This is a genomic window from Methylobacterium bullatum (assembly GCF_014845095.1).
GTDB classification, from domain to species: domain Bacteria; phylum Pseudomonadota; class Alphaproteobacteria; order Rhizobiales; family Beijerinckiaceae; genus Methylobacterium; species Methylobacterium bullatum.
The window spans coordinates 1-12,093 of sequence record NZ_NKUG01000105.1 but is presented as its reverse complement, the minus strand read 5'-3'; the positions used below and the strand labels follow the sequence as shown (position 1 = coordinate 12,093).

General features: G+C 67.3%; 11 protein-coding genes and 1 pseudogene. 8 read left to right on the top strand and 4 right to left on the bottom strand.

All coding sequences use genetic code 11. The features are described from left to right. The 4 genes and pseudogenes from MBTS_RS15550 to MBTS_RS15535 all read left to right on the top strand — a co-directional run. A pseudogene (locus tag MBTS_RS15550) lies at nt 1-512 on the top strand (hypothetical protein); the annotation flags it as partial. Further along, nucleotides 509-1,513: a cellulose biosynthesis protein BcsN gene (bcsN, locus tag MBTS_RS15545; protein ID WP_147832869.1), complete on the top strand. Its 1,005-nt coding sequence runs from the start codon at nt 509-511 to the stop codon at nt 1,511-1,513. The pseudogene MBTS_RS15550 and the gene bcsN, both read left to right, overlap by 4 nt. 1,189 nt (nt 1,514-2,702) lie before the next feature. Next, on the top strand, nt 2,703-3,746 hold the full coding sequence (locus MBTS_RS15540) for an LLM class flavin-dependent oxidoreductase (RefSeq protein ID WP_147832868.1): 1,044 nt from the start codon (nt 2,703-2,705) through the stop codon (nt 3,744-3,746). A gap of 120 nt (nt 3,747-3,866) precedes the next feature. Then, nucleotides 3,867-4,424: a TetR/AcrR family transcriptional regulator gene (locus tag MBTS_RS15535; RefSeq protein ID WP_056147816.1), complete on the top strand. Its 558-nt coding sequence runs from the start codon at nt 3,867-3,869 to the stop codon at nt 4,422-4,424. A 12-nt stretch (nt 4,425-4,436) separates the two neighbouring features. On the opposite strand, the gene MBTS_RS15530 is transcribed toward MBTS_RS15535, so the two are convergent. Further along, the gene (locus MBTS_RS15530; protein WP_192215987.1) at nt 4,437-5,600 is read right to left on the bottom strand and encodes a dimethylmenaquinone methyltransferase; all 1,164 of its coding nucleotides are present in this window, start codon (nt 5,598-5,600) and stop codon (nt 4,437-4,439) included. A 482-nt stretch (nt 5,601-6,082) separates the two neighbouring features. On the opposite strand from MBTS_RS15530, the gene MBTS_RS23815 reads away from it, so the two are divergent. Together MBTS_RS23815 and MBTS_RS15520 are read left to right on the top strand one after the other, a co-directional pair. Next, nucleotides 6,083-6,373: a NepR family anti-sigma factor gene (locus MBTS_RS23815; RefSeq protein ID WP_056147811.1), complete on the top strand. Its 291-nt coding sequence runs from the start codon at nt 6,083-6,085 to the stop codon at nt 6,371-6,373. Next, on the top strand, nt 6,373-6,948 hold the full coding sequence (locus MBTS_RS15520; RefSeq protein ID WP_056147808.1) for a sigma-70 family RNA polymerase sigma factor: 576 nt from the start codon (nt 6,373-6,375) through the stop codon (nt 6,946-6,948). The genes MBTS_RS23815 and MBTS_RS15520 overlap by 1 nt, the downstream gene beginning before the upstream one ends. A gap of 54 nt (nt 6,949-7,002) precedes the next feature. Here the strand turns inward: MBTS_RS15520 and MBTS_RS15515 are convergent, their stop codons facing one another. From MBTS_RS15515 to argH, 3 genes are all read right to left on the bottom strand, one after another. After that, nucleotides 7,003-7,668 (bottom strand): invasion associated locus b family protein, encoded by a 666-nt coding sequence (locus MBTS_RS15515; RefSeq protein ID WP_147832867.1) that lies wholly within the window; start codon nt 7,666-7,668, stop codon nt 7,003-7,005. Between the two features lie 186 nt (nt 7,669-7,854). Beyond that, complete coding sequence (locus MBTS_RS15510) at nt 7,855-8,196, bottom strand: hypothetical protein (protein ID WP_026175585.1); 342 nt, start codon at nt 8,194-8,196, stop codon at nt 7,855-7,857. Between the two features lie 98 nt (nt 8,197-8,294). Beyond that, nucleotides 8,295-9,692: an argininosuccinate lyase gene (gene argH / locus MBTS_RS15505; protein WP_192215986.1), complete on the bottom strand. Its 1,398-nt coding sequence runs from the start codon at nt 9,690-9,692 to the stop codon at nt 8,295-8,297. Nucleotides 9,693-9,746: 54 nt separating this feature from the next. Between argH and tlpA the strand changes: the two genes are divergently transcribed. Together tlpA and MBTS_RS15495 are read left to right on the top strand one after the other, a co-directional pair. Then, the gene (tlpA, locus tag MBTS_RS15500) at nt 9,747-10,394 is read left to right on the top strand and encodes a thiol:disulfide interchange protein TlpA (protein WP_192215988.1); all 648 of its coding nucleotides are present in this window, start codon (nt 9,747-9,749) and stop codon (nt 10,392-10,394) included. Between the two features lie 228 nt (nt 10,395-10,622). Then, nucleotides 10,623-12,093, top strand: a 1,471-nt coding sequence (locus MBTS_RS15495) for a methyl-accepting chemotaxis protein (protein WP_192215985.1), incomplete at its 3' end; no start/stop codon positions are given.

Below are 12,093 nucleotides of genomic sequence, written 5' to 3'. Positions count from 1 at the left end.
TCCGGTTTGGGCACCCGGCCGCGCCTGCGCGGAACACCGCTGCCTATGGCCGGGTGCCCAAACCGGATTCGTCGGGGGACGGCCAGGCCAAGCCCCTGCCGGTCCAGCGCAGCGAGTTCCCCCTCGCGGTGCCGGCGGAGAACCCCCTGCGCTACGCTCCCCCGTCCCTGGCGCGGGTGGTGGCGGATCGGCAGGACGGGGCCTTCCTCGCCGAGCCGCCCGTATCGAAGACCATGCCGCTGGTGGCGCGCCGGGTATCCGGAGCGGGGCCGATGCCCTACGAGAGCTATGGTTTCAACCTGATGCCGGGCTATGATGGCTCGGAGCGGTCCTCCACCCTGTCGGAGCCGGGCGAGGGCACGATGTGGCGAGCCCAGCAGGCCGCGCGAACCCGTGCCCCGCAGGAACGGGCGGCGTCGGAGACGGACCGCTTCACCTTGCCCAACTCTCCGGCCGCCAACCGCGGCTACGATAACCCCGACACCGCGCCGAGCTCGATGCAACGTCCATGATCCGCTCCAATCGGTCCGCAGCCGCCCCGCGATCCGGCGTTTTCGCCGCCCTGATCCTCCTGCCGTTAGTGCTCACGACACGGGCGGCGCTGGCGGAATCCGTGGTCGAGATCCCCGGCGCGGGCCGCATCGCGGATGTGGCGCAGACCGCGTTTCGCGATGGCTACGCCCAGCGCGTCACCTATGCCGGGGGGGCGCGCAACTACGCCGAGATCAGCGTTCGCAACGGCACCGATACCGGCTCGCGCTTCGGCCCGGCCCTGTCCATGGGAAAGCCGACCCGCCTCGGGATCGCCGCGGAGCTTCTGGCGCGGTTTCCCGGTGAAGTGATGCGCGTCTCCACCGTGCCCAAGCGGAACGCCTACGGCCCCGTAGGCCTCGCGGTGGGCAGCAATTGCCTCTACGCGTGGCAATGGATCGACCTCGCCCCGCGATCGGGCGGGCGATCGGCTCCCGACAGCCTCTTCGGTGGCAGCACCGAGCGCGCGGCGTCCCTCCGGGTCAGCCTGTGCCGGACGGCCACCGCGACCCTGGCGGATCTCGTCTCCGGCGTCGAACGCATGCACCTCTCCATCGGCGCCGGACGCGATGGCGGCGGAGCGCGCGTGTCGACCCGTCCAGCACCAAAGACACGACGCGAGCGTCCCTCCGCCCAGGCCGCGAAAGCGGTCGAGAAACCCTCAAAGGCGGATCCGCAGCCTCCTGGAGCCATGGAGCGGCCGAACGCGCGGGCTCAGAAGGCCGAGGACAACCGGCGGGTGCCCCTGTCGCCCGCCGTGGAGCGCAGCGTCCCGACCGTTCCACAGCCTGCCGTCGGCACCGCCACCGTGCCCCTTCCGGCCGGTCCCGCCGCCGGGGCACCGCGGTACATTACTGATACCGCGCCCGCCCTCGCGCCCACGGTTCCCGTCGCCGCACCCAAACCCGCGCCCAGAAGCGTGGAAACGGAAGACCGCCTGTCTCCCGACCTACCCCTGCGAGCCTATCGTCCGCCGCCGTAACGATATTCACACGGATAGATCTCGCCCCGATAGCCCTATCCGCAGTCGATGCCGGACCGGCAGCCTCTTGCCGCATCGTATCGGCGAGCCTGAACCGATCGTTCTTCGCTCGTGGGGTGCGCGCATGCATCGCTGCCAAATCGTCCCGACCTGATGATGTACTTTGACCGGCCGCTTGCTGTGCGGGTCGTGGGTATGGTGATAAACAGAGGGTCGATTAGCCATTCTATCTATCGTTTTATAAATGAGTGACCGCCTGCATTCAGTGTTGGTCTGGTCATATTCGTGGTGGTCCGACGATACGAGCAGTGAAATAGCCTCGTCATGAGGTGTCGCCATACACCAATACGATTTATTATCAATACATTCAACTTTGGCGTGCATCGGCGCCGGGTCTTTAAAAGGTTACGGAATGGTTTATGGATTGTTGAAATTTAGTCGGTAATTTTGCGTCGGAGCAATATTGGCAATGCAGCATTTCGACAAGGGGCATTTGCCCGAGCCGAGTCGTCATTTTGCCGATCACTTGGCCATCCAAGCCATCTTGGTCTGTCGCGTTGCGATGGAAGTCGTTCTGATCGGGGCAGTGGTGTTTGGGGTCATGTCCTTGGTTTAAGCCTAGGATCTGAACTCCTGTAAATCTTGATGGATCTACGAGTTGGTTATTTATATTATTCGTATGAATTCAATATTTATTTTGGATAGCATAGGGGCTGTGGGCCCATATTAAAATGACGATCAATCGATAGTGATTATTTATCGAGGCTGCGGCAGCCGAGCGGCATCCGACCGGTCGACCTGAGGCTGGGCGACCGTTCTACACCTCTCGACGACGGCAAGCGTCGCCGGCTTGTCGGCAAGAACCTGGAAAACATTCGTCCGCGAAAGCACTGAAATTCAAAAAACCATTTTCTTGCGAACGTGTAACTCGTCTCGCTAAGACATGGCACGTCAACGTGTTTCCTCAACGGACGGGTTGACGATCCGCAGTCGAGACCAAGCTTTCGTCGTGGCTTGAGCTGGGTCTCGTTTCGCGCCGGACCGCTTTTTCCGTTCTGGAGACGATGATGACCGACGACACGCCGCGCGTCAGGTTGGACGCCGATTGGCCGCCGCGGGTCCACGCCTTCGTCCGTCGGAGCGACCGGCGTTGTACGATTCCGCCCGTCGAGCGGGTGAGGCGAGGCCCATGAGTGACGCACCCCGTTTCGGGATCTGGGCGGCCGTCCACGGCTCGCGCGCGTCCCACCACGATCCGGACGAGCCGGACGATGCCAGCTGGACGCGCAACCGGGCTCTGGTGCTGGAAGCCGAGGCACTGGGCTTCGACTCGGTCCTGGTGGCCCAGCACACGGCGAACCCTTACGACGACGAGCGCGACCAGCTGGAAGCCTGGACGGCCTCCGCTGCGCTCGCCGCCCTGACCCGTCGCATCGAGATCATCGCGGCGATCAAGCCCGGGCTCTACCATCCGGTCGTGCTCGCCAAGATGGCCCTGCAGATCGAGCATGTGAGCGAGGGTCGCTTCGCCCTCAACCTCGTGAATGCCTGGAACAAGGCCGAGTTCGAGCGGGCGGGCCTGCCCTTCCCGCCCCATGACGACCGCTACGCCTATGGCCAGGAATGGATCGGCCTCGTGGACCGCCTGATGCGGGGTGAGCGCGTGACCCATGCGGGCCGGCATTTTCAGGTCGAGGATTACCAGTTGCGCCCGGCCGGCACCTTCCGGCCCCGGCCGACGATCTATCTCGGCGGCGAATCCGAGCCGGCCCGCGCCCTGGCGGCGGAGCGGGCGGATGTCTGGTTCATCAACGGACAGCCTCTCGACGACGTCAAAGCGCTGATCGCGGATGTGGCGCGCCGGCCCGCCGCCAACGCGCCCCTGCGCTACGGCCTCTCCGCCTTCGTGATCGCCCGGGAGACGGATGCCGAGGCCCAGGCCGAGCATGCCCGGCTCCTCGCCCTGGCCCGGCGCGACGAGGGGTTACGGAATGCCACGAGAGCCCGGACCGATGCGGCGAGCGTGATGTTCGCCAAGACCGACGCGGCAGCGACCCAGCATGTCGGCACCAATGGCGGCACGGCGGCCGGGCTCGTGGGCAGCTACGAGACCGTCGCCGCGCGCATCCGCGCCTTTCATGAAGCCGGCATCGACCTGTTCATGCTGCAGTTCCAGCCGTTCGAGGCCGAGATGCGGCGCTTTGCGAAGGAGATCCTGCCGCGCGTGCAGTGAGCCCGTGGGACGGCGGATGAGGTGCGACTTTCATCCTCCGCCCCGGGGCTGCATCGTGATGTCCCTTTTGCATGAGGCCGAACATCTATATGTCGGAGGGTCAAGCAGGAGGATCTGACGATGCCGAAGGTGTCACAGGCGCAGGCCAAGCTGAACCGGCAACGGGTCGTCGAGGTCGCCGCCGCCCTGTTCCGCGAGCGTGGGCTGCACGGCGTCGGCGTCGCCGACATCATGGCCTCGGCGGGCCTGACGCATGGCGGCTTCTACGGCCAATTCGCCAGCAAGGAGGCGCTGGCGGTCGAGGCGTTCGACCTGGCCGCCAATCAGAACTGGCGCCCCGACGATCTCGACGGATGGATGGCGAGTTACCTGACCCTCGGTCACGTTCGAAATCCGGGCGTCGGCTGTCCGCTTGCGGCCATGGTCAACGACGTGTCGCGCGAGGCGCCCGGTTCTCCGTTGCGGGCGCGGTTCCTCCACGGTGCCCGCGACCTGATCGAGCGCATGACGGGCCTCCTTCCCGCGGCCCTGGCGAAGCGGCGGCGGCAGCGGGCCCTGGCGAGCCTGTCGCTCATGATCGGAGCCGTCGCCCTGGCCCGCGCCATCGACGACGACGCGCTCAGCGAGGAGGTGCTGGCGGCGGCCCGCGGCGTCCTCACCACGGGCAAGGTCGGCTGAAGAGGCGCGGGCTCAGCCCTTCCAGGCCTTGAGCGCCGCGAAGGGGCTGGAGGCCGGATCGGGCTGGGGCGGGTTGAGCACCGGCTCCACCTGGGAGACGGCATCGGCCAGGGAGAAGGCCGATCCGGCATTCAGCTTGCCGCCGGCCGCATCCTTGTGGCCGCCGCCACGGAACTTGCGCGCACCGTCCAGCGCCGTTTCGTTGTTCGAGCGGAAGGACAGCGAACCCGTGCGCTGGACATTGACCACGCGGGTCGCCCTGCCGCCCTCCATCACGAGGTCGGACACGCGCTGGAACATGCCGGAATCGAGGCCGAAGGAGAGCAGCGTCCCATCCGAGAGCCGCTGGAACAGGGCATCCGACCGGGCCAGCGCCCGGGCCATCCGCATGCGGGTGGTGAGGGTCGGGTCGTCCTGGGGCTCGTCGGCCAGGAGCGCATCCACGAGGCGACGCCGGGTCGCGGCGATCTCGGCCTCGACGCGGGCCGGCGATGCCCCTTCGCGCAACAGGGCGGAGACCGCCCGCAGCAGCGCGCTGATGAAGCGGTCATGCCAGGGATGGCCCACGGGGATCAGGGTCGCGACGTTGTCCCAGAAGATCTCGTCCAGGGCGAGGCCGCCCCGGAAGGTCAGGCGCTCCTTCTTCCACAAGTCGAGGGCATCGACGGCGGCGACAAGCGTCTCGAGTTCCTCGGTCGTCTCGCCCTCGACGTCGCGCGAGGCGTAGAGCTCCCGATGCTCGTAGGCGAGGCGGGTGGCGCAGCGGTCCTCGTCGATGAGGACGACCACGTTCGGGTCGGGGAGTTCGACCCGCGTCAGGCCGGGTCTTTCCGGCACGGGCGCGAGGGTGAGGCCCTGCTCGCGCAGCTGGTCGAGGGAGGAGGCATGGTGATCGAGCACGATCAGCCGGTGCCGCGCGGCCTCGTCGCGACGCAGGTTCATGGAAGTGAACCGGGTGATGAAGGTGACGGCGACGGCCTCCAGGCCGAGATCCGTCATGATCAGGCATTCGGGCGCCTGGGCGCGGGAGAGCCGCTTCAGCTCCGCGTCGACCACCGGGCCGACATCGGCATAGCGCGGGATATGGACGATCCGCGACACGTCGAGGAAGGCACCGACGATGGTCGAGGCTCCGTAGCCGTCGAGGTCGTGGTGGGTCAGCTGGGTGACGGTCAAGGTTCGTCCTCGTGGCTCGGGTCTTCCGCTCGCCTTATGGGCCAGACGGACGGCCTCGGCGAGCCATACCACCGGGGATCGGATGAAATTCCCCGGCGGCGGCGCGTTACGCCGCGCGACGCGGCCTCTCCGGTTCCTGCTGCGTGAGCGAGTGTTTGGCATGGCAAGCGGCTGGAGCATGCGTCCGCGGACGTCGCGGGTTTTTGCGCTCACGCTTCGAGACAACACGATCGACCCAGCTTTTCTCCTCACGGTACACGCAGGAGTCACCGTCTTCGTTCAGCCCCTGTCCAGCTTCGCAAATATAATGTCATTCAACGGCTCAGCTTGTCCGCGCATGACATCTCAAAGAAATCTCTATTGACGATGTGATTCCGTGGGGAGACGCTGCTTGTACAAGCTTAAAGGTTTCTGAATACATTTTTCAGACCGCGTTAAAGCGCTCGTCACTAGGACCGACACCGACATAACGGTGGAGAACCATGACGATCGACGCCAGCGATATCCACGGCCCTTTCGAAGTGCTGGACGCGGGGAAGCGGGCCTCCGGCTCCCACGCCACCGGCGGCGAAGCGTCGTCTTCCGAAGCGGCGGCCTTGGCCTGCCCCGCCGCGGCCGGAGCGCGAGCCGGCATGGATACGGAATCCCGGCGCCGGATCGGACGAAATCTCCGCCTTCTCTACGGCGACGTCCTGAATCTGCCGCTGCCCGACCGGTTCGAGGCCCTCCTCACCGAACTCTCGGCCAAGCCTGCTTCGCGGGAGACCTCATGATGACCAGCCTCCTTCATCCCGTCGGAACACCCGCCGGCGCCGATTCCGAGATGCGCGATCTCCTGCTCGGCGCGATCCCGGCCCTCAGGGCCTTCGCCTATTCGCTGACCTACGATCTCGACCGCAGCGACGACCTGGTTCAGGACACGCTGGTGCGCGCCTGGACCAAGGCGGACAGCTTCGCTCGCGGCACGAACCTGACGGCGTGGCTGTTCACCATCCTGCGCAACCTGTTCTATTCCGAGCAGCGCAAGCGCAAGCGCGAGGTCGAGGATGCCGACGGTGCCCATGCCGGCCGACTGACCAGCCTGCCCGAGCAGGAGATCCGGGTGGAGATGCGGGAGTTCCAGGCCGCCCTCGACCTGCTGCCCCTGAGCCAGCGCGAGGCCCTCGTCCTCGTGGGCGCGCAGAGCTTCACCTACGAGGAGGCCGCCGAGATCTGCGGCGTCGCCGTGGGCACGATGAAGAGCCGCGTGAGCCGCGCCCGTGGCCGGTTGATCGAGACTTTGGGCATGAACGGCACCGAGGATATCGGGGCCGACGCGCTCACGCGGGCGGCGCTGGGCGGCGCCTGACGCCGCCGCGCCGGCCTCCTGGGACGGCGGCTCGGCGTATCGCGGAAGGGGCCCTTACTTGCACTCCTCGCGGGCGCGCTTCATCGCGTCACCGAATCCCGCCAGCGCGTATTCGTCGCTGGTGGAGGTGCCGCGCATGGACACCGTCTTGACCTGGACCTTGGCCAGTTTGGCCATCTCGCCGACGAGGCGGGCTTCCTCGGACGGGTTCTGCAGCCAGGCGTTCTCGTCCTTCACCACCAAGCCGTACTGCGAGGTGCCGAGGCTCAGGGTCGGATCGGAGGCTGCGGTGGCGTTGGCCTTTGCCTGGCTGGCGGCGGGCTTGGGCGGGAAGCCGAACATCACCGCGACCTCGTTCTGGACGTTGTCACCCTTGCGGATGGTCACGAACAGGTAGGCGGTGTCGCGCTTGAGGGTCTTCGGCGAGCGGGCCTGGGGCTGGGCGATGGCGTAGCAGGTGCGCGACTTGCCCTGGCCGTTGGCAAAGACGTTCCAGTCGCCGAAGATGGCCACCGGCGTCGCCTGCTGCATGCCCGGCGCGCTGACCGCCTTCTTCCTCTCCCGCCCGCGTCCCCGGGATTTCGCCGGGGCCTCGGTCTCGGCGGCGGCCTCCTGCTGCGCCATGGCCGGCGACGGACCGGTGAGATGGGCTGGGCCGAGGATCGGCAGGACAGCCGCCGTGGCGCTGACGACGAGGAGGCGGCGGAGAGGATGCGGCATCGTGTTCAGGTTCTCGAATACGAAAGAAAGGCCACCGGCAGCGCGCGCGGCGGACCTGCGTCATCGGCGGCGTTCGTCGTGGTGTCGACACATGCTGCCAAATTGTCCGGAATTGCGGCGGGACGGCATCCCGTCGGACCGGATCGAGCATCGGGTTCGCGCAAGAGCCCCGCAGTCCCGGAGGATTCAGGCCGGGTGTGCCTCCGGTCCGAAGGTCGATCCCGCGAGGATGGCACCCATCGCCATCTCCACCCGAGGCGGCTCGGCGACCGCCACGCCGACCGTCGACAGATCGGCGATGGAGGCCGCCAGATGCGGTGCGGTGGCCGTCGCTTCCATCACGTCGCGGACGGGCAGGACGCGGGGCTTCGGGTCGTTGTAGGGCGTGTTGTAGCATTTGCGGATCGATGCCCAGAAGGCAGAGCTGTCCGCCTCGGGCAGGCGGGCCAGAACGGCATCGATCAGCGTGGTGGCTTCCGCCGCGAGGGCGGCGGTGTCTTCGGGATTCATCCAACTCTCGACGGGCATCGACATCTCCGGCGTGCTTGGTCCGAGCTTTAGGCAGGATCACATAGCTCGACCGTGAACGCATCCGCTCCGGCCGAGCTTTTTTGTCGCCCTGTGAATCACGCTGTCGCGGCTTGCGCGTCGAGGAGCGCCAGCCAGCGTGTGGCCTGCGCCCTCACGTTGTCCGGCGCGGTGCCGCCATAGCTGGTGCGGCTGGTGACGGAATTCTCCACGCCCAGCACCGCATAGACCGCATCGGTGATCCTGGGCTCCGCTTCCTGCATCTCGGAGAGGGACAGTTCCTCCAGCCCGATCCCCTTGGCGGAGGCGGCGCCGACGAGGCGGCCCGTGACGTGGTGCGCCTCGCGGAACGGCAGGCCGAGCTCGCGCACGAGCCAGTCGGCGAGGTCCGTGGCGGTGGCGTAGCCGGAGCCGGCGGCACGGGCGAGCACCTCGGCATTGGGCTCCAGATCGCGGACCATGCCGGTCATGGCGGCCAGACACAGGGAGAGCGCCTGGAGCGCGTCGAACGTGCCCTCCTTGTCCTCCTGCATGTCCTTCGAATAGGCCAGCGGCAGGCCCTTCATCACGATGAGCAGGCCGGTCAGCGCGCCGATGACGCGGCCGGATTTGGCGCGAACGAGCTCGGCCGCATCCGGGTTGCGCTTCTGCGGCATGATCGACGAGCCGGTGGTGTAGCCGTCCGACAGTTTCACGAAGTTGAACTGGGCCGAGGTCCAGACCACCAGTTCCTCGGCGAAGCGCGACAGGTGCACGGCGCAGATCGAGGCGGCGGAGAGCGATTCCAGGGCGAAGTCGCGGTCGGCCACGGAATCGAGGGAGTTGGCGGTGGGACGGTCGAAGCCGAGCGCTTGCGCCGTGGCGTGACGGTCGATGGGGAAGGACGTGCCGGCCAGCGCCGCGGCCCCGAGCGGACATTCGTTGAGCCGCGCGCGGGCATCGCGGAACCGGCCACGGTCGCGGGCCAGCATCTCCACATAGGCGAGGCAATGGTGCCCGAACGTCACCGGCTGGGCCGATTGCAGATGGGTGAAGCCCGGCATCACGGTCGACGCATGGGCAAGGGCCTTCTCGGCCAGGGCCCGCTGCAGGCCGGCGGCCTGCTCGTCGAGGCTGTCGAGGGTGTCGCGCACCCAGAGCTTCATGTCGGTGGCGACCTGGTCGTTGCGCGAACGGGCCGTATGCAGCCGCCCTGCGGTGGGGCCGACGATCTCGGTGAGCCGGCTCTCGACGGACATGTGGATGTCCTCGAGCTCGCGCTTGAACACGAAGCCGCCGCCCTCGATTTCCGCGCGCACGGCCTTGAGACCGTCCTCGATCGCTGCCACATCGGCCGATGGCAGGATGCCCGCCTTGCCCAGCATCGCCACATGCGCCAGCGAGCCGCGGATGTCCTGGGGTGCGAGGCGCTTGTCGAATCCGATGGAGGCGTTGATCTCCTCCATGATCTCGGCGGGGCCGCTCGCGAAGCGCCCGCCCCACATCCGGTTGCTCATGTCGACACTGTTCCTCTCGGCCGCCCCATCCACCCGTCGGGCGACGCAACGATGATGCCCGGAGCCAAGGCGACCCTGGCTGCGGGAGCCGTCGTCGCCGTCCTGATCGCGGGCGGTCTCGCCGTATACGGGACGCGTCCGACCGGCGGCAACAGCGAGGCGGTGGCCGAGCCGTGCCGCGGCGCCGTCGAGACGATCGCGCGCCTCGCGCCCCACGCCCGTGGCGAGGTGGCGGCCCTGGAGGTCTCCAAGGTTCCCCGCCCCGCGCCGGACCTCGTGTTCAAGGGGCCGGACGGTGCCGACCGGAGCCTCGCCCAGCTACAGGGGCGGCTCGCGCTGGTGAACCTGTGGGCGACCTGGTGCGCGCCCTGCAAGGCCGAGATGCCGGCCCTCGACCGGCTCGAGCAGACGCTGGGGGGGACGGACTTCACCGTCGCGGCGATCAATGTGGACACGCGCAATCTCGAGAAGCCGCCGCAATGGCTGAAGGAGAATGGGATCACGAACCTCGCCTACTATGCCGATCCCGGCGGGCGGGTGCTGCCGGCCATGCAGAAGGCGACAGGTTCGCTCGGCCTGCCCACGACGATGCTGGTGGACGCCAAGGGCTGTATCCTCGGCGTGATGAAGGGACCGGCCGATTGGGGCAGCGAGGATGCCAAGCGGCTGATCCGGGGGGCGCTCGGCCGCGCGCCGGATTGAATCCAAGCCGAGGTGAGACCGGTCCTCGCGCCCGATCATGGCGGCGGCCGATGCTCGCTCTTATCAGTGTTCGCGCCATTCAGCCTCGGTTGTGTTCAGTCTAGGGATGGGCGCGACACGACTTTGTGTTTGCCGCTCAGGGCGTGGCAAGTGACGGTCTGCGACGTTACGGGATCTTAAGACGATCGGTGTTCCATCCGAAATTCGGATTTCGGGGTCGCCGCTTCCATGTTTCCTAAGTCTTTCTCTGTTCGAGCAAAGCTCGTCGTCAGCTTCGGAATCATGTTCTTGTTGTCAGCTGCACTTGCAGGGGCATCGCTGTATTTCCTTCGGGCGGTCAATGACATCGCGCGGGAAATGCGGGACGATCACCTGCCGAACACCGAGATGCTCGGCAGGATCCAGGTTCTCGCCCTGCGGCAGCGGGTGAGTGGCGGGCGCCTGATCAACGCGGATACGCCGGAGTTGCGCGCCAGCGCCGCCGCCACGATCAAATTGCGGGCCGATGAGATGCGCGACGTCCAGGCCGCCTACACGCCTCGCCTGGACACGGCCGAGGAGAAGGCACTGTACAAGGCGTTCGAGACCCAATGGGTCGCCTATCTGGCGTTGCAGGACGGCATCGTCATGGAGGCGCAGGCCGGGAATCTCGCCCAGGCCCAGCGCACTTACAACACGACCATGTCGACGGGGATCAGTGCGGTGCTGACCGAGCTTCAGAAGCTCGTCACCTACGAAGCACGCGTGGCGCGCGAAAGCGGCGCCCAAGCGCAGGCGACCTATGACGGTGCCGTGATCGCGACCATGGTCCTCGTCGCCATCGCCGCGCTCATGGCTTCAGGCGCCGCCATCATGCTGGCACTCACCGTGAGCCGCCCCTTGCGCCGGATGACCTCGGCGATGGAGCTTCTGGCTGGGGGAGACACGGATATCGACGTCCCCGGCGTCGATCGCATGGACGAAGTGGGCGCCATGGCGAAATCCGTCGTGGTGTTCAGGGACAACATCATCCGCACTCGTGCCCTGGAGGCGGAGACCGAAGCCGCGCGCGCCGGCTCCGAGGCCCAGCGCAGGGCGGTCATGCTCGACATGGCCGATCGGTTCGAGGCCGCCGTCGGCGGCATCGCCACTCAGGTCAGCGCCGCCGCCACGGAGTTGCAGGCCACGGCGGGCAGCATGAGCGCCACCGCTACGATGACCGCCCGACGCTCCGGCAATGCCGCGGCCGCTGCGGACACCGCCGCCGCCAACGTCACCACGGTGGCCTCTGCCGCCGAGGAGCTCGGCTCGTCGGTCCAGGAGATCGGCCGCCAGATGCAAGGCTCGGCCAGCCTGTCCCAGCGTGCCGTCATAGAGGCGGCCGAGACCGCCGCGCTCGTTCGCGATCTCAGCGAGTCCACCGCCCGCATCGGCGATGTGGTGTCCCTGATCTCGACGATCGCGGGCCAGACCAACCTGCTGGCGCTGAATGCCACCATCGAGGCTGCGCGAGCGGGCGAGGCGGGGAGGGGCTTTGCCGTGGTCGCCTCCGAAGTGAAGGCACTGGCGAGCCAGACCGCCAAGGCGACCGAGGAGATCACCGGCCAGATCGCGCGCGTCCAGGCTTCCACCGGCATGGCGGTCTCGGCGATTGCCGGCATCACCCAGCGCATCCGTGAGATCGACGACGTGTCCGCTTCCATCGCCGCGGCCGTGGAGG